Genomic DNA, 16,879 nt, shown 5'->3' on the forward strand with positions numbered 1-16,879 from the left:
TGCGAGGTCAGTAGCCGTAGATCATCTTGTAGGCGACCTCGGGGAGGAACTGTCCGGCCGTGGACCCCGTTCCGACGCCGCAGTTGCCGTCGGACTCACCCGGGGCCTTGATCCACAGCAGCATCTCGGCGCCGCCTCCCAGCTGGGTGGGGGTGCCGATGCGGCGGCCCGCCGCGTTGCACCACTCGTTGTTGGAGCCGTTGCCGTTCCGGCTGGTGTCGACGACGAACGGCTTGGTGTAGCCGTAGCGGGCGGCCAGTTCGCTGTTGACGGAGTTGCCGTACGCGGTGTTCTGCGCGGTGGTGAAGTAGTTGGAGATGTTGAGGGAGAAGCCGTGGGTCTGCCGGAGTCCGGCTTCGTGCAGGCGCTGCGCCATCGTCGCCGGACTCACCCAGCCGGGGTTCCCGGCGTCGAGATACACCCAGGTGTTGGGCGCCTGGCGGCTGAACTCGGCGACGGCTCCGCTGATCATGCCCTGGCGTTCGCGGATCTGCGTCGGGTTCAGGCAGCCGTAGTCCGCGAGGGAGTCCGGTTCGAGGATGACGACCGCCGGGCGGCCGGCGATCCCGCCGGCGAACTGCGCGATCCAGGTCGCGTAGGCGGACGGGGAGGCGGCGCCGCCTCCGGAGTGCCCGCCGCAGGTGTCGCGGTTGTAGATGTTGTAGGCGACGAGGACGGGCAGCTTGTCCGCGTGGTCCGCCGCCCCCACGTACGCACCGGTGGCGGTGCCGATGGTGCCGCTCCAGGAGCCGAACCAGTGGGCCGTGGGGGTGTTGGCGAGGGACGCGTTGATCGCGGACGCCCGGCCGTCACCGGGGTTGGCGGCGACCCACTGCTTCGCGCTGGAGTTCGGGTCCACGTAGAACCCGCTGGTCATGCCGGTCGGGTCCGCCGCGTGGGCGGACGGCGCGACGGCGAGCGCCAACGGCAGTGCGGAAAGGGCTGCCACGAGGGTGCGGATTCGGCGGCGCATGTCTGTACCTCGGCTTCCTGACGGCGGGCGCGCCGCCCGCTCTCGTCCGGAGCGGGCGCCGCACGGGGACCTCGGACCTGAGGAGTGAGTGGAAGCGCTCCCACTGGAAGCGGTCCCAGTGCACACTCCGTACGCTTGGGGTTGTGGCCGGTATCGTGTGACGCCCTGTTCGACCTGTCAAGTGGGCGCGTTTGACGTGCACTTCACACAGCGGTGAGAAGGCTCTACAGTCCTGGAACTGGAAGCGCTCCCAGCCTTGCCTGTGAGTTCGGGCCACGACAGGAAGGCAGCTCATGGCCGAAGATGTGCCACGTCGGCAGTCGACACTCGACGAGGTGGCCGAACTGGCCGGTGTCTCACGGTCGGTGGCCTCGCGGGTGCTCAACAACGCCCCGCACGTCAGCCGCGCCAAACGCGAGGCCGTCGAGCGGGCCGTCCACCGGCTCGGCTACGTCCCCAACCCGACCGCACGCGCACTGGCGACCCGTCAGACCGGCGCGGCCGCCCTGGTCGTCTCGGGAGAGGATCCGTCGATCTTCGCGGACCCCTTCTTCGCCCAGGTGATCGTGGGGGCTTCGGCCGCACTCGAAGACGCCGATCTGCACCTGATGCTGTGCCTGGCCGCCTCCGACCGGGGGCGCAGACGAGTGGAGCAGCTTCTGCGGTCCAAAGGCGCCGACGGCGTGATGCTGATGGCGCTGCGCGAGGACGATCCGCTGGCCCGTGTGGCCCAGGAGGCGGAGATGCCCGTCGTGTTCGGCGGGCGCCCGGTCGGTGTGGACCCCCGGTGGTACGTGGACGTCGACAACGTCGGCGGAGCGCGCGCGGCGACCGAGCACCTGATCTCGGCCGGCCGGTCCCGTGTGGCCACGATCTGCGGACGCCTGGACACCGAGGTCGGGCGCGCCCGGTACCGCGGCTACCGGGACGCCATGCTGGCGGCGGGCATCGAACCGCACCCGCCGGAAGCCGGGGACTTCACCGAGGCCGGCGGAGCCGACGCCATGGCCGCCCTGCTGGCGAACCACCCCGACGTGGACGGGGTGTTCGCCGCCAGCGACAACATGGGGGCCGGCGCCCTGCGCACGCTGCGCGAGGCCGGCCGATCGGTCCCCGGTGACGTCGCCCTGGTCGGATTCGACGACCTCGCCGTGGCCCGGTTCGCCGATCCGCCGCTGACCACGGTGCACCAGCCCATAGAGGGTCTCGGACGGGAGATGGCGCGCATGCTCGTCGCGCTCATCAACGGACAGGACCCCACCCCGCTGATCCTGCCCACACGCCTGGTCACCCGCGGCAGCGCCTGACGGGCACCGTAGGGTTCCGGTCACCACCCGGTGCCGGGCCTCTGAATCGCATCGAAAGTTTCGGTCATGCTGCCGAAACGGCTGACCCTCGGCGCATGCGCGTGAAGCCGGCCCCGCCGCCCGTGCGGGCGGCAACGGGGCCGGCCGTTCAGCCGCGGGCCTGGGGGAGGATCTCGAAGTCGGCGTGCAGCCGCCGGCCGTGGTCCACCTGCCGCACCGGTCCGGTGAGATGCACCCGGGCGGTCAGCCGCGGCTCCGTGCTGGACGCGCCGAACCTCAGCTCCAGCTCGCCCGGTTCCACGACGCGCGTCCCCGCCCTGCCGGTGAAGGACGCGAGGTCCGCGGGGACGACCGCGTGGATCCGCTTCCTCTCTCCGGGGGCCAGGTCGAGACGTACGTACCCGATGAGCCGCTGCACGGGCTGGACCACGGAGGCCACCGGGTCGTGCAGATACAGCTGTACGAGTTCGGTGCCGGCGCGGTCGCCGGTGTTCGTCACGGTGAGGGCGAGCCGCACCGCGCCGTCCGTGGGGACCTCGGTGTCCGCCACGGCCAGGTCGCTCCACGCGAACGTGGTGTAGGTGAGTCCGTGTCCGAAGCCGAAGGCCGGCGTCGGGTCGATGCTGGAGACCTCGCTGGTCTGGCCCAGGCGAGCGGCGAGGTAGGTGGACGGCTGGGCGCCGGGGTGGCGGGGCACGCTGACGGGCAGCCTGCCGCTCGGGGAGGTCCGCCCGCTGAGGACCGAGGCGACGGCCGCGGTTCCGGCCTCGCCGGGGAAGAAGGCCTGCAGGATCGCGGCGGACTCGTCGGCCGCGCGGCCGAGCGCGTAGGGCCGCCCGGCCAGCAGGGTCGTCACGACCGGTGTCCCCGTGTCGAGGAGGGCGTCCAGCAGTTGCTGCTGCGCCCCGGGGAGGACGAGGGACTCGGCGTCGCAGCCCTCGCCGCTGGTGCCGCGCCCGAAGAGCCCGGCGCGGTCCCCGAGGGCCGCCACGACGACGTCGGAGCGGTGGGCGAGCGCCAGGGCCTCGGCGAAGCCCCCGGTCCCGGCGTCGTCGATGCCCGTTCCTCGCGCCACGAGGATCTCGGAGCCCGGGAACTCCGCCACGAGGGCCTCGTACAGGGTGGGCAGGTCGATGCCGAGGGGCGTGTCGGGGTGCTGTCCGCCGACGTGGACGGGGAAGGAGTAGCAGCCCAGAACCGCCGTGGGGACCTCGGCGTTGGGGCCGATCAGGGCGATCCGGCGCGGGGTGCGCGGGTCGAGTGGCAGGGTGCCGTCGTTGCGGAGCAGGACGACGGCCTGTTCGGCGATGCGGCCGGCCAGCTCGCGGTTGGCGGCGGGGTCCAGGTCGAGCGTGCCGCGCAGACGGTCCGGATCGGCCGTGGTGTCGGCGTCGCGCAGCGCCGGGGGGACCGGGCTCCAGTCGGGGTCGAGCAGTCCCAGGCGGGTCTTCTGCAGGAGGACCCGCCGGACCGCGCGGTCCACCAGCTCCTCGGAGACGTGCCCCTGGCGGACCGCGTCCAGGAGCGGGTCGCCGTAGGTCTTCACGGTGGGGAGCTCCACGTCGACGCCGGCGGCGAGGGCCGTGCCGGCCGCCTCGCCGAACGTGCCGGCGACGCCGTGCAGCGTCTTCAGGAACGCGATGCCGAAGTAGTCGGCCACGACGGTTCCGCTGAAGCCCCAGGTGTCCCGGAGGAGTCCGGTGAGCAGTCCGTCGTCGGCGGCCGAGGGAATGCCGTCGGTGTCGGTGTAGGCGTGCATCACCGAGCGGACGCCGCTCTCCCGGACCGCCATCTCGAACGGAGGCAGGATGACGTCTGCCAGCTCCCTGGCGCCCATGCCGACCGGGGCGAGGTTGCGGCCGGCCCGGGAGGCGGAGTAACCGGCGAAGTGCTTGAGAGTGGCGACGATGCCGGCGGACTCGAGGCCCTGGACGTAGGCGGTGGCGATCGTTCCGACGAGGTACGGGTCCTCGCCGATGGTCTCCTCGACGCGCCCCCAGCGGGCGTCGCGGACGACGTCGAGGACGGGCGCGAGCCCCTGGTGCACGCCGACCGCGCGCAGGTCGCGACCGATGGCGGCGGCCATCTCCCGTACGAGCGCGGGGTCGAAGGTGGCTCCCCAGGAGAGCGGGACGGGATAGGCGGTGGCGCCCCAGGCCGCGAAGCCCGCGAGGCACTCCTCGTGCGCGACGGCCGGGATGCCGAAGCGGTTCGCGGCGGTGATCCGCGCCTGCGTCCGCATCAGGGAGAGGGCGCCGAGCGCGGGGTCGACGGGGACGGTTCCGAAGGGCCGGGTGAGCTGGCCGAGACCGTCGGGCAGCAGAGCGTCGAGGTCGACCGGCTCCTCCATGTCGTGCTGGTGCGGCGCGACCTCGGCGCCCTCGTCGGAGGCGCCGACCCACACGCCGTAGAGCTGGGCGGTCTTCTCCTGCAGGGTCATCTCGCGGATCAGCGCGTCGACGCGGGCTTCCGCGCTCAGGGCGGGGTCGCGCCAGGCGCGGTACGGGGCTTGGGTCTTGGCGGCCACGGTGTCGGTCACTTTCCTCCGACCCCCATCAGGCCCTGGACCAGGGCGCGACGGGCGAACAGATAGACGAGCAGGATGGGGAGCATGGACAGGACGACGGCCGCGAGGAGGCCGGGAATGTCGACGCCGTGTTCCGTCTGGAAGTCGTACAGGCCCATGGTGATGACCTTGTTCTCCGAGGACTGGGTGAGGACGAGCGGGAACAGGAAGCCGTTCCAGGCCTGCAGCGAGGAGAACACGACGATGGTGGAGAGACCGCTCTTCGACAGCGGCAGCACCAGCCGGCGGAAGATCGTCCAGGGGGAGGCCCCGTCGACGGTCATGGCCTCGTACAGCTCGGGCGTGATGTCCCGCATGACGCCGGTGAGGATCAGGGCGCACACGGGCATGGCGAACGCGGCGGTCGGCAGGATGACGCCGAGCAGGTTGTCGTACAGGCCGGCCTCGTTGATCAGGTAGAACATCGGCACGATCACGGCCTGGGACGGGATGGCGAGACCGAGCAGGAAGAGCCGGAAGACCCGGCCGGTGGCCTTGCCGTCGCTGCGCACGATGGCGTACGCGAGCGGTGGCACGAGGAGCACGACGATGCCGACGACCGCGACCGTGACGACGACCGTGTTGAGGAAGTACTGCGCGAAGCCGCCGTCGAGGTCGTCGACGTAGTTGTCGAGGGTGAAGTGCTCGGGGAAGGCGAGCGGGCCGTTCGCCGCGTAGTCCGCACGGGACTGGAAGGTGGCGATCAGCATGACGTAGAGCGGCAGGCCGACCACGAACAGCCAGACCGACGAGCCGAAACCGGCGAGGAGGTTGGGACGGGGCTTCATCACACGCCCTCCATGGTGCTGCGCATCCTGTCGTAGCCGGTCAGGCGCACCATGACCAGGGAGACGAGGGTGGCGACGAGGACGAGGAGCAGCGCGATCGCGGAGGCGGATCCGAAATCGAAGCTCTTGAAGGCCTTCTGGTACATGTAGTAGGCGCTGTTCGTGGTGTCGGTGCCCGGTCCGCCCTGCGTGAGGATCAGTACGGTGTCGAAGGTCGTGAGCCCGCCGACCACCATCAGGATCATCGAGGTCACGACGGTGTTGCGCAGCTGCGGCAGCGTGATGTGGAAGAACTGGCGGACCGTGCCGGCGCCGTCGATCCGGGCGGCCTCGTAGAGGACACCGGGGACGGCCCGCGCGGCGCCCTGGTAGATCAGGGTGTGCAGGGGTGTGAACTGCCACGTGCTGACGAAGACCAGGACACCGAGGGCGCCGGTCTGCGTGCCGAAGAGATTGCCGTCGCCGAAGAGCCACTTCGCCTGTGAGGGGACCCCGAAGTTGGGGTCGAGCACGGCGCGCCACAGGACGGAGACGGCGGTGATGGACAGCAGGAGCGGGACGAAGTAGATCGCGGACAGGACGGCCCGGTTGCGCTGCCGGCCGGCGGCCCAGACACCGAGCAGGATGCTGATCGGCGTCTGGACGACGACGCCGAGCACGGTGAGGAGCAGGCTCAGCCAGAGGCTCTTCACCATCACGGGGTCGTCGAGCAGCCGGCTCCAGTTGTCCAGGCCGGCGAACTCGGGGGAGCCGAGGCCGTTCCAGCGGGTGAAGGACAGCACGACGACCAGGACGAGCGGGACGAGGGCGAACAGACCGAAGAAGACGGCGGCGGGCGCCGCCCAGGCGAAGCCCGGGCGGCCCACACCGGTCGCGGGGCGGCTGGACCGCCCGCGCCGGACGCTCTTCTCGGTGCTGTCCGCGGTGGGTACTGCGGCAGTGGTCATGTCAGGCGTTCCGGAGGTCGGGCCGCGGTCAGGCCGCGGGGAGGCTCTGCATCGCGGCGATGAAGGCGTCGGGGCCGGTCTGGCCGTTGAAGAACTGCTGGACGGCCTGGTGGATGGTGGTGGTGGCCGCCGGGGGATAGGCCTGGTCCCAGGAGAGCTGGAAGTGGGGCGCCTTCTTCACCAGGTCGTACTGGTACGTCGAGTAGGCGGGGTTGGCGGAGCCGTCCAGGAACTTGGCGGTGTTGGTGGTGGTGGGCAGGTTGCCGATGCTCAGCTGGCCCTTGACGAACTCGTCCGAGTACATGAGCTTCAGGAACTCGGCCACGGCCTCGGGGTGTTCGGTGTTCTTCAGGACCGAGTAGAAGTTGTTGGTGTTGCCGGCGAGGTTGTCCGGGCCGCCCTTGCCGCCCTCGACGGCCGGGAAGGGGCCGTAGCCGAGATCGCTCTTCACGAAGTCCGGGTAGGCGTCCTGGAGCGTGGAGTACTCCCAGGAGCCCATGAGCTCGAAGGCGGCCTTGCCGGAGGCGAGGAGGGCGGGGGAGCCGCCGTCGGTGAACTTGACCGAGTCGTAGTTGGTGCCGAAGGCACCCGCGTCGATCAGCTCCTTGAGCTTGTCGAGGGCCTTCCTGCTGTCGGCGCTCGCCCAGACGCTCTTGTCCCCGCTCACCGCCTTCTGGAAGAGCTCGGGGCCGGCCACCCGGTCGTACATGTACTGGAACCACATCTGGGTGGTCCACTTGTCGCCGCCGCCGAGGGCGATGGGGGTGATGCCCTTGGCCTTGAGGGCCTTGACGGTGGTCAGGAGCTCGTCCCAGGTGCGCGGCGCGGTGACGCCGGCGTCCGCCAGGACCTTCTTGTTGCTGAACAGCAGGACGGGCTGGGTGCCGCGCATGGGGATGCCGTACGGCTTGCCGCCGACGACCGCGGTGTCGAAGACGGACGGCAGGAAGTGGGACTTGAGGCCGGGGTCCTTGGCGATGAAGTCGTCGAGCGGCATGAGGAGGCCCGCGTCGACGAAGGGCTTGATGCTGCCGCCGCCCCAGTTGAAGAACACGTCCGGCGCCTGCTTGCCGCTGATGATCGTCTGCAGCTTGGACTGGTAGTCGGCGCCGGGGATGGTGTCGAGGACCGCCTTGACCTTCGAGGTCTTGTTGAAGGTGTCGACGAGCTGCTTCTCCACCTTGTTGGTGGCATCGCCGTACACCAGGACGTGGATCTCGTCCGAGCCGCCTCCGGCGGAGTCCCCCGAGCCGCCACAGGCCGCCAGGGAGAGGGTCATGGCCAGCGACGCCCCACCGACGACAGCGGTTCTCAGGAGCCGTATGTGCCGCTTCATCGCGCCTCACTTTCGAAAGAGTTTCGTTACGAAGTTCGAAACTTCACGCTGCCGGACGCTAAGGTGGCCGCGGCGAAGGGGTCAACCCTCCGGCCGGGAGTTATCAAAGCGTGACTATCTCGATGCGGAGAGCAGTGCTTTATGCTGCTCAGATGCGAGACGGCGAGGAGAACAGGCGAATCAGGCTGGCGGAGGTGGCGCAGCAGGCCGGAGTGTCGCTTTCGACAGTTTCGAAAGTTCTCAACGGCCGGCAGGACGTGTCACCGGCCACGCGGGGGAAGGTGGAGCGACTTCTCGAAGCGCACGCGTACCGCCGGACCACCCGTGCCGCCCGCGAGGCGCCCCTCATCGAACTCGTCTTCCACGAGCTCGACAGCGTGTGGTCGATGGAGCTGATCCGCGGGGTGGAGAACCTCGCCAAGGCCCACCAGGCGAGTGTCGTGCTGACCGAGAGCGGCACCCGGCACGCCCCTGCGCCGGACTGGATCGAAGGAGTGCTCCAGCGCCGGCCGATCGGCGTGGTCCTGGTGTTCTCCTCCCTCCCCGACGCCGTGAAGCGGCAGCTCGGCGCGCGGTCGATCCCCTTCGTGATCGTCGACCCCGCGGGCGACCCCGAGCCGGACGTGCCGTCCGTCGGCTCGGCGAACTGGTCCGGCGGAGTCGCCGCGACCCGTCACCTGATCGACCTCGGGCACCGACGCATCGGCGTCGTCACCGGCCCCGAGGACATGCTGTGCTCCCTGGCCCGGCTCGACGGCTACCGGTCCGCCCTGAACATGGCCGGCCTGGAACACGACGCCTCCCTCGTCCGCTTCGGCGACTTCCACGTCGAAGGGGGATACGCGCGGGCGATGGAGCTGCTGCAGCGGCCGGACCGGCCCACGGCCGTCTTCGCCGGAAGCGACCTGCAGGCGCTCGGCGTCATGGAGGCGGCCCGGGAGTGCGGGCTGCGCGTACCCGAGGATCTGTCCGTCGTCGGCTACGACGACGTGATGATCGCGCGATGGTCGAGCCCCCCGCTCACCACGATCCACCAGCCACTGCGCGAGATGGGCGAGGAAGCGGTGCAGATGCTGCTCCGCATGCGCGCCGGGGAACCCTCGGTGACGCGCATGGAGCTCGCGACCAGCCTCGTCGTCAGGAAGAGCACCGCCCCGCCGCCGGCCTAGGGGGCGGGCGCGGCCGCACACGGCGCTCCTTCCCTGGGGAGACGACGACGAAGTGGAGCCAGGACCTTCCTGGCTCCACTTCATGGTCGGGCGGGTCATGAGAACTGGCGGGTCACGAGAACTGCGCGAAGAACCTCCAGATCTCTCCCTTGGTCCAGGTCGTGACCCCGTTCTCGTCGGGCGAGCCGTCGACCGGACCGGGCAGGTGGCCTCCGTCGAACGCGGCCCATTGGACCGGGTACCCGGCACGGCAGCCCGCGTAGGTGGTGGTGACGTGCGTCCGGCTGCCCGGGGCCGGCTCGCGCGGGCTCTGGGGAGTGCAGCCGTTGTCGCTGACGAATCTGTCGCGCAGGGACCGTCCTTGCGCGATGTCGAGGACGGAGTCGCCGATGCCGTGGATTCCGAAGTAGGCGATGGGCAGGCTGCCGCCGCTGCACCCGCTGATCTGGCCGCCGGAGATGACCGCGACAGCCCTGAACGTATTGGCCCGGGCGCATGCGAGGGCGTAGCTCATCCCGCCACCCCAGCTGAAACCTGTGGCGAAACGCTGTGCCGGGTTGACGCAGAGTCCGCCCTCGATGCGACGGATCATGTCGTCGACGAAGGTGACGTCCTCACCGCCCGCATTGGCCCAGCCGTTGCCGAGACCCTGGGGTGCGACGAGGATCGCGCTGTTGTCGGACTGTTCCTGCTGGCCGTAGTAGGACCAGGCGCTCCCGCTCGTTCCGCCCGAGGCGACGTCGCCGGCGGTTCCGCCGCGCCAGTGGAACGCGAAGATCAGCCGGTAGGGTCGGCTGGGGTTGTAGTTGTCGGGAACCCTGAGGATGAAGCTGCGGCTCTTGCCGCTGCTCTGCATCGTGTGCGTACCGCCGGCCAGGGTCGGGGCGCTGCCGCATCCGCCACCGGCCGACAGCTTGACCAGCTGCCATTGCTGGTTGGCGCCGCCCCAGTCGGCGTACTGGACGACGCTGCCACCGTCGGTGGTGGAGCCGCCCTGCACCTCGACGGCCTTGCCGCTGTTGCGGTTGATCAGCCGGACGTGGCCCGCGTCGGAGTCGGCCAGGCGGAACTGCTGGTTGGCCCCGTCGGCGTCGGTCCACTGCGCGATCGCGGCACCGTCGGCGGTCGAGGCGCCGGCCACGTCGAGAACCTTGCCCGAATGCCGGGCCCTGAGCCGGTAGTAGCCGCCGCCGGAGTCCACGAACTGCCACTGCTGATGGGCTCCGTCGCTGCGCGTCCACTGGCTGACCCGCGCACCGTCGGCGGTGGACCCGCCGTAGACGTCCAGCGCCTTGCCGCTGTTGCGGTTGACCAGGACGTACCAGGCATGGGTGTCCACCGTCGCCGCCTCGGCGGTCGTCGGCCTCGCCACGACGAGCAGGCCGATCACGAGGGTCGCCGCCACCACGGCGGCCAACCGGGACCACCGGCGATGTCCGTGGGGAAGGGCGGCGGAATCCGGACCGTGGGTCTTCATCGGTTCACCCTCTCGCCGGTGCGGGTCAGGTGCGGGTCCAGCGTTGGTTGCTGCCGTTCCAGCAGGAGTAGAGCTGGATCAGGGTGCCGTTGGCGGTGCCGTTGGCCGCGGCGTCGAGGCAGAGGCCGGACTGGACGCCGACGATGGATCCGTCGGAGTTGAGGCGCCACTTCTGGTTGTCGCCACCCCAGCAGCTGTAGATCTGGACTTTGCTGCCGTTGCCGGTGCCGGCGGCGTCCAGGCACTTGTCGCCGTAGACCCTGAGCTCACCCGCGGCGGTGTAGGTCCACTGCTGGTTGGTGCGGTTGTTGCAGTCCCACAGGTTGAGCTGGGTGCCGTCGGTGGTGGCGGCGCCGGGCACGTCCAGGCAGCGGCCCGAAGCGACGCCCTTGATCTGCCCGGAACCGGGCGAGGGGGTCGGATCGGGGTTGGGGGAGACGGCGTTGAGCGCGTTGAGGACGGAGCTGTAGGCGGGCTTCTTGCTGCCGTCGCCGTTGAACAGCAACGGCGTGTGCTCGGCTCGCCAGGAGTCGGTGTCGCGCACGCCCCAGACGGTGATGCCGAGGCAGCGCGGGACGGCCAGGCAGTCGTTGGTCACGTTGGCGTAGGTCGTGCCCGAGGCACCCTGGATGTCGAGTTCGGTGACGGCCACATCGACGCCGAGAGCGGCGAAACTCTGCAGGGTGGTGCGGAAGTTGCTGTTGTACGGGCTGTCGCTGTTGAAGTGCGACTGGAAGCCGACGCAGTCGATCGGCACGCCGCGCTGCTTGAAGTCCCGGACCATGGAGTACACGGCCTGGGTCTTGGCCCAGGTCCAGTTCTCGATGTTGTAGTCGTTGTAGCAGAGCTTGGCGGCCGGGTCGGCGGCGCGTGCGGTGCGGAAGGCGACCTCGATCCAGTCGTTGCCGGTGCGCTGCAGGTTGGAGTCGCGCCGGGCTCCCGACGTGCCGTCGACGAAGGCCTCGTTCACGACGTCCCACTGGGGGAGCTTGCCCTTGTAGTGGGCCATCACGCCGTTGATGTGGTTGATCATCGCCTGGCGCAGCGCACTGCCGCCGAGGCTCTGCATCCAGCCGGGCTGCTGGGAGTGCCAGGCCAGGGTGTGCCCCCGCATCTGCTTGCCGTTCTGCACCGCCCAGTTGTAGACGCGGTCGCCGGCGGTGAAGTTGAACTGGCCCTGCTGGGGCTCGGTGGCGTCGATCTTCATCTCGTTCTCGGCCGTCACCGAGTTGAACTCGCGGCTCGCGATCGTCGTGTACGCCGAGTCGTTGAGCCTGCCCGAGGCGATGGCGGTGCCGAAGTAGCGGCCGCTCTGCGCCGCCGCGCTGCCGAGTGTGCTCTCGGCGGCGTGCGAGGTCAGCGGCGCCGCCAGTACGGCGGTCGAACCGAGGACGCCGACGATCAGCGCCGCACACAGGCCGCCGAGCTTCCGGCGGACCGTGGACGGTGGAAGGGAATGTGAGCGCATGACTGAGCCTCCAGGACGGAAATCACGGAAGGATGTGAGCGCGGCGGAATGAATCCGCGAGAACGACGCCCGCGTCCTTTTGATAAAGGACGCGCACCATCAGGGCGTAACAACTCAAGGCTGGTGCCCGGAATTCGGGCAGAGGGGCGTCACTGCCTCGGGACTCAGTGTGGAAACCCGACAGAAACATGTCAAGAGTTTCGAAAGGGTTTCGAGATTCCTGTGCTCTGTCCGGCCCGGTAGAGGCTTTCGGCAGCACCGACAGCCATCGAAAGTCTTTCGATGGCGATCACCCCAGATCCGGGTGCTGTCATGGAAAGCCGACCCTGGATGCCCCCTGCATTCGCATGTGGACGAACAGGGGGGAATCCGGGTCAGGCGTGGTTGTCAGAGCCGGAAAATGGGCGCTGGTGGTGAATGGTGGACGCTGAGGAGAGATCCCGCCCCCGGATCGGTCAAGGGTTCTCCTGGGGGCGGGGCGGGGCCGTGGAGAGCCGGACCTTGAGTTGGGTCGAGAGCTCCATCCTGGGGCTGACCAGGGGCTGGTTCTCCAGGAGCTGGAAGAGCGTACGGGCGGCGAGCCGGCCCATCTCCTCCAGCGGCTGACGCACCGTCGTGAGGGGCGGCGACAGCCATTCGCACATCGGCAGGTCGTCGAAACCGACCACGCTGAGGTCCTCCGGGATGCTCAGTCCGCCCTGCCGGGCGGCCTCGTAGACGCCCATCGCCTGCTGGTCGCTGCCGGCGAAGACGGCGGTCGGCGGCTCCGGGAGGGCCAGCAGTTCCCGGGCGCACTGGAACCCGCCCTCGTGCTGGAAGTCGCCGAACCGGATCAGGTCGCGGTCGACCTCGATCCCGGCCCGCTCCAGCGCGGCCCGGTACCCGTCGATGCGGGCCTGACTGCAGAGCATCTCCTTGCGCCCGCCGATCGTGGCGATGCGGCGGTGCCCCAGCTCCAGAAGGTGCTCGGTGGCCGCGAGGCCGCCCGCCCAGTTGGTCGCACCGATGCTCGGCACGCCGTTGCCCGGCAGGTCGATCGGGTCGATCACGACGAGCGCCACCCCGGCCCGTTCGGCCTGGGCGCGCTGGGCGTCGGTGACCGAGGTGGTGACGAGGATGACGCCGTCGCTGTGGTGCAGGACCGGCAGTGCGGCCCAGCTCGACGGCGTGGCCTCGCCCGGCGGGACGAGCGACACGACGGTGCCGACGCTCCGCTGGGCGCACTCGGCCTCGACGCCGCGCAGTATCTCCACCGCCCACGCGCTGTCCAGACCGCCGATGACCAGGTCGACGAGGCCCGACCTGCGGGCCCTGCCCTGGCGGCCCGGGGGGAGGTAGTTGTGGGACCGCAGCAGACCCTCGATCCTTTCGCGTGTCGAGGGTGCGACATCGGAGCGGCCGTTGATCACCTTGGACACGGTGGCCTGCGAGACCCCCGCCTCCGCCGCGATGACGGCCAGGGTCGGACGCTGCTCGCTCAACTTCTCTCCTCTGCGCGGACGCCTTCGGATGGCGACGGGTATCGCAAACTTTCGAAGAGTTTCGACGCGGCGGGACGGCTTGTCAAGCCTGCCAACAGGCGCTGCTCTCAGATTAATTGGGCGCAGGTCTTGACCGGGCAGCTTCGCGTTCCTAGTTTATGGCAGCGCAGAATTCGAGAGTATTTCGAAAGTTTTTCGGACACGAAACGGCATTCTCCACCCCGGAGGTCCCATGGCCAGCACCCTCCCGAGCCGACGTAGCTTCCTGGCGCTCTCGGGCTTGACCGCACTGTCCGTCTCCATGGCCGCGGCCTGCGGCGTCGACGACTCCGGCGGCAAGCCGTCGGCCGACGGCACGGTGTCGTTCGAGTGGTGGAACATCGCCACGACAGAACCGGGCAAGTCCCTCTTCCCGCAGATCTCCTCGGCGTTCACGTCCGCCCACCCGAAGATCACGATCAAGACGACCTCGTTGGAGAACGAGGCGTTCAAGTCCAAGCTGACCGCCTCCACTTCCTCGGGCAAGCTCCCCGATGTCTTCCAGACCTGGGGCGGCGGTGTGCTGCAGCAGCAGGTCGACGCGGGGCTCGTCGAGGACCTCACCGACGCGTTCGCCTGGTCGTCCGACCTCATCCCGGTCTCGCTGCAGGCCTATCAGTTCGGGGGCCGGACCTACGGGGTGCCCTACGACGTCGGCATGGTCGGCTTCTGGTACAACAAGAAGCTCTTCGCCAAGGCCGGGATCACCGCTCCGCCGGCCACCTGGGCCGAGTTCCTCGAAGACGTCAGGAAGCTCAAGGCGGCGGGCATCACCCCGATCGCCCTCGCCGGCAAGGAGAAGTGGCCGGGCCACTACTACTGGGCCTACCTCGCGATGCGCGTCGCAGGCCTCCCCGCGCTGCAGCGGGCAGCGACCACCAAGGACTTCACCGGGGCCGGCTTCGTCCAGGCCGGCACCCACCTCAAGGAGCTGGTGGACCTCCAGCCGTTCCAGACGGCCTTCCTCGGCGCCGGCTACGCCACCCCCGGCGGCCAGGCCGCGACCATGGGCAACGGCAAGGCCGCCATGGAGCTGATGGGGCAGTGGGGACCGTCGGTGCAGAAGGACGCGGGCGCCGACCTCGGAGCGGACCTGGGCTTCTTCCCCTTCCCGACGGTCGACGGCGGTGCCGGCCGGATCACCGAGGTGTTCGGCGGTGGTGGCGGCTTCGCGCTGCGCAAGGGCGCCCCGAAGGAGGCGATGGACTTCCTGAAGTTCCTCGTCCTGGACAACGAGTCCAAGCTGCTGGCCTCCAACGGCTACCTGCCGGTGGTCAAGGGCGCCGAGAGCCGGCTCACCGACGCCAACAAGAAGGTGGTGGCCGACAGCCTGGTCAAGGCGACGGGCTTCCAGCTCTTCCTCGACCAGGCCTACCCGCCGGCGGTCGGCCAGGAGGTCAACGACAGCGTCGCCGACCTCATCGCGGGCAAGAAGACGCCCGAGCAGGTCACCCGGTCGATCACCGAGGCTGCGAAGGGTGCCTAGCTCCGTGTCCACCCTGACCGAGGAACGGACGGAGGACGTCGTGCCGGTGCGCCCGCCCGCCCCGGCCCGGTCGCTCCTGCGCGGGTGGGGAAGCTGGGCGTCGGTCGCCTGGTTCCTCGTCCCGGCTCTGGTCCTCTTCCTCGTCTTCGTCCTCGCTCCGATCGTCGTCGCCGTCTGGACCGGCTTCTTCAAGTGGGGCGGAGTCGGCCCCATGGACGACTTCGTAGGCTTCGAGAACTACGCCCGGCTGTTCGGCGATCCGGTCTTCCTCGGCGATCTGGGGCGCGGTCTGTACCTGATCGTCCTGTCGATCACGGTGCAGTTGCCGTTCGCGCTGTTCACGGCGGTCCTGCTGAACCAGAGGCTGCGCGGCCGGGCCGTGTACCGGATGCTGTTCTTCGCGCCGTACATCCTGTCCGAGGTCGTCACGGCGGTCCTCTTCACGATGATCTTCCTGCCCGGGGACGGCATGGCCGACCACCTCGTCGGCGCCCTCGGCCTGGACGGGCTGAAGGGGACGTGGCTCGCCGACCCCTCGACCGTCATGCCGACCCTGTTCGTGGTCATGGTCTGGAAGTACTTCGGTTTCCACATGATGCTCTACCTCGCCGGACTGCAGAGCATCCCGGCCGAGATCATCGAGGCGGCCACCATCGACGGCGCCGGCGCCTGGCAGCGCTTCCGGTACGTGACGCTGCCGCTGCTCGGCCCGACGATCCGGATCAGCGTCTTCCTGTCGATCATCGGGTCCATCCAGCTCTTCGACCTCGTCTGGGTCATGACCGCGGGCGGGCCCAACCACTCCTCCGAGACCATGGCGATCTCGATGTTCCAGTTCGGGTTCAAGCGGTACCAGGTCGGCTACGCCAGTGCGATCAGTGTGGTGATGTTCATGATCAGTCTGGTCTTCTCCCTCTTCTACCAGCGTCATGTGCTCCGCCGTGACCTGAGCGGGGCCGTCACCTCGGGAGGCGACCGATGAACGCCCGCAGGACGGCACGCGGTCTGTCGCTGCACGCGGTGGTCTGGCTGATCGGCGCGTTCGTCGTCGTACCGCTGGTCTACGCGGTGATCTCCGGGTTCAAGAGCACCGGCGAGCTGACGTCCAACCCGTTCGGGCTGCCGGAGCACTGGAGGACCGGCAACTACACCGGCATTCTCGGCGACGGGATGTTCTGGCGGCAGATCGCCAACAGCGCGGGCATGGCCATCGGTACGACATGCTGCACCGTGGCGGCCTCCGCGATGGCGGCGTTCGTGCTGGCCCGCTACGCGTTCCGGGGCAGGGAGCTGTTCTACACGCTGTTCACGATCGGGCTGATGTTCCCGTTCGCGGTGGCCGTCCTGCCGCTGTTCCTGCTGCTGCGCACCTTCGACCTGCTCGACAACCCGCTCGGAGTGATCCTCCCGCAGGCAGCCTTCGGGCTCCCCATGACGATCATCATCCTGCGCGGTTTCTTCCGGACCATCCCGGCGGAGGTCGAGGAAGCGGCCGTCGTGGACGGCTGCGGCAAGCTCCGCTTCTTCTGGAAGATCCTGCTCCCCATGGCGCGTCCGGCGCTCGGCACGGTCTCGGTGCTCGCGATCGTCGCGAGCTGGAACAACTTCTTCCTGCCGCTGCTGGTGTTCAACGACCCGACATGGCAGACGATCCCGGTCGGCGTCCAGCAGTTCCAGGGCCAGTATTCGACCGACTACGCGCGCGTCCTCGCCTACATCGTCCTCGCCATGGTCCCTGCCCTCGCCTTCTACGCCGTCGCCGAACGGCAGTTGATCGGCGGCCTGACCGCCGGCGCCACCAAGGGCTGACCCGTTCCGTGTGACCTCCACCCCCGAGGAGAC

At 69.4% G+C, this 16,879-nt stretch carries 13 protein-coding genes; 5 read left to right on the forward strand and 8 right to left on the reverse strand.

What is annotated here, in order from left to right; all coding sequences use genetic code 11:
• Positions 1-7 precede the first annotated feature (7 nt).
• Positions 8-973, reverse strand: coding sequence for a glycoside hydrolase family 6 protein (locus AB5J54_RS37695; RefSeq protein ID WP_369148447.1), 966 nt, complete (start codon positions 971-973; stop codon positions 8-10).
• Between the two features lie 293 nt (positions 974-1,266).
• On the opposite strand from AB5J54_RS37695, the gene AB5J54_RS37700 reads away from it, so the two are divergent.
• Positions 1,267-2,280, forward strand: a complete 1,014-nt coding sequence (locus AB5J54_RS37700) for a LacI family DNA-binding transcriptional regulator (protein ID WP_369148449.1) — start codon at positions 1,267-1,269, stop codon at positions 2,278-2,280.
• Between the two features lie 148 nt (positions 2,281-2,428).
• Here AB5J54_RS37700 and AB5J54_RS37705 read toward each other — a convergent pair whose 3' ends face one another.
• The 4 genes from AB5J54_RS37705 to AB5J54_RS37720 are packed head-to-tail and all read right to left on the reverse strand — an operon-like array spanning position 2,429 to position 7,917.
• The gene (locus AB5J54_RS37705; protein ID WP_369148450.1) at positions 2,429-4,819 is read right to left on the reverse strand and encodes a glycoside hydrolase family 3 N-terminal domain-containing protein; all 2,391 of its coding nucleotides are present in this window, start codon (positions 4,817-4,819) and stop codon (positions 2,429-2,431) included.
• A complete protein-coding gene (locus AB5J54_RS37710) occupies positions 4,816-5,634 on the reverse strand; it encodes a carbohydrate ABC transporter permease (protein WP_369148451.1) in 819 nt (272 codons plus the stop codon). Before AB5J54_RS37710 ends, AB5J54_RS37705 begins: the two co-directional genes overlap by 4 nt.
• The gene (locus AB5J54_RS37715) at positions 5,634-6,581 is read right to left on the reverse strand and encodes a carbohydrate ABC transporter permease (protein ID WP_369148452.1); all 948 of its coding nucleotides are present in this window, start codon (positions 6,579-6,581) and stop codon (positions 5,634-5,636) included. The genes AB5J54_RS37710 and AB5J54_RS37715 overlap by 1 nt, the downstream gene beginning before the upstream one ends.
• 28 nt (positions 6,582-6,609) lie before the next feature.
• The gene (locus tag AB5J54_RS37720) at positions 6,610-7,917 is read right to left on the reverse strand and encodes an ABC transporter substrate-binding protein (protein WP_369148453.1); all 1,308 of its coding nucleotides are present in this window, start codon (positions 7,915-7,917) and stop codon (positions 6,610-6,612) included.
• Between the two features lie 152 nt (positions 7,918-8,069).
• Between AB5J54_RS37720 and AB5J54_RS37725 the strand changes: the two genes are divergently transcribed.
• A complete protein-coding gene (locus AB5J54_RS37725; RefSeq protein WP_369148454.1) occupies positions 8,070-9,086 on the forward strand; it encodes a LacI family DNA-binding transcriptional regulator in 1,017 nt (338 codons plus the stop codon).
• Between the two features lie 112 nt (positions 9,087-9,198).
• On the opposite strand, the gene AB5J54_RS37730 is transcribed toward AB5J54_RS37725, so the two are convergent.
• The 3 genes from AB5J54_RS37730 to AB5J54_RS37740 form a co-directional block, all read right to left on the reverse strand.
• The gene (locus AB5J54_RS37730; protein ID WP_369148455.1) at positions 9,199-10,563 is read right to left on the reverse strand and encodes an RICIN domain-containing protein; all 1,365 of its coding nucleotides are present in this window, start codon (positions 10,561-10,563) and stop codon (positions 9,199-9,201) included.
• Between the two features lie 25 nt (positions 10,564-10,588).
• Positions 10,589-12,031, reverse strand: a complete 1,443-nt coding sequence (locus AB5J54_RS37735; protein WP_369148456.1) for an endo-1,4-beta-xylanase — start codon at positions 12,029-12,031, stop codon at positions 10,589-10,591.
• A gap of 455 nt (positions 12,032-12,486) precedes the next feature.
• A complete protein-coding gene (locus AB5J54_RS37740; RefSeq protein ID WP_369148457.1) occupies positions 12,487-13,512 on the reverse strand; it encodes a LacI family DNA-binding transcriptional regulator in 1,026 nt (341 codons plus the stop codon).
• A gap of 232 nt (positions 13,513-13,744) precedes the next feature.
• Here AB5J54_RS37740 and AB5J54_RS37745 point away from each other — a divergent pair, with 232 nt between their 5' ends.
• Genes AB5J54_RS37745 through AB5J54_RS37755 form a run of 3 tightly spaced genes read left to right on the forward strand, consistent with a single transcriptional unit; the run spans position 13,745 to position 16,846 of the window.
• Positions 13,745-15,037 (forward strand): extracellular solute-binding protein, encoded by a 1,293-nt coding sequence (locus tag AB5J54_RS37745; protein WP_369148458.1) that lies wholly within the window; start codon positions 13,745-13,747, stop codon positions 15,035-15,037.
• A gap of 4 nt (positions 15,038-15,041) precedes the next feature.
• Positions 15,042-16,019: a carbohydrate ABC transporter permease gene (locus AB5J54_RS37750; protein WP_369148459.1), complete on the forward strand. Its 978-nt coding sequence runs from the start codon at positions 15,042-15,044 to the stop codon at positions 16,017-16,019.
• A complete protein-coding gene (locus tag AB5J54_RS37755; protein WP_369148460.1) occupies positions 16,016-16,846 on the forward strand; it encodes a carbohydrate ABC transporter permease in 831 nt (276 codons plus the stop codon). The genes AB5J54_RS37750 and AB5J54_RS37755 overlap by 4 nt, the downstream gene beginning before the upstream one ends.
• Positions 16,847-16,879: the final 33 nt, after the last annotated feature.

The organism is Streptomyces sp. R44 (genome assembly GCF_041053105.1).
Classification (GTDB): domain Bacteria; phylum Actinomycetota; class Actinomycetes; order Streptomycetales; family Streptomycetaceae; genus Streptomyces.

What these genes read in the sequence shown, in the direction of transcription:
- AB5J54_RS37695 (WP_369148447.1), bottom strand. Translation starts at nt 973, where the DNA reads ATGCGCCGCCGAATCCGCACCCTCGTGGCAGCCCTTTCCGCACTGCCG.
- AB5J54_RS37700 (WP_369148449.1), top strand. Translation starts at nt 1,267, where the DNA reads ATGGCCGAAGATGTGCCACGTCGGCAGTCGACACTCGACGAGGTGGCC.
- AB5J54_RS37710 (WP_369148451.1), bottom strand. Translation starts at nt 5,634, where the DNA reads ATGAAGCCCCGTCCCAACCTCCTCGCCGGTTTCGGCTCGTCGGTCTGG.
- AB5J54_RS37715 (WP_369148452.1), bottom strand. Translation starts at nt 6,581, where the DNA reads ATGACCACTGCCGCAGTACCCACCGCGGACAGCACCGAGAAGAGCGTC.
- AB5J54_RS37720 (WP_369148453.1), bottom strand. Translation starts at nt 7,917, where the DNA reads ATGAAGCGGCACATACGGCTCCTGAGAACCGCTGTCGTCGGTGGGGCG.
- AB5J54_RS37725 (WP_369148454.1), top strand. Translation starts at nt 8,070, where the DNA reads ATGCGAGACGGCGAGGAGAACAGGCGAATCAGGCTGGCGGAGGTGGCG.
- AB5J54_RS37730 (WP_369148455.1), bottom strand. Translation starts at nt 10,563, where the DNA reads ATGAAGACCCACGGTCCGGATTCCGCCGCCCTTCCCCACGGACATCGC.
- AB5J54_RS37735 (WP_369148456.1), bottom strand. Translation starts at nt 12,031, where the DNA reads ATGCGCTCACATTCCCTTCCACCGTCCACGGTCCGCCGGAAGCTCGGC.
- AB5J54_RS37745 (WP_369148458.1), top strand. Translation starts at nt 13,745, where the DNA reads ATGGCCAGCACCCTCCCGAGCCGACGTAGCTTCCTGGCGCTCTCGGGC.
- AB5J54_RS37755 (WP_369148460.1), top strand. Translation starts at nt 16,016, where the DNA reads ATGAACGCCCGCAGGACGGCACGCGGTCTGTCGCTGCACGCGGTGGTC.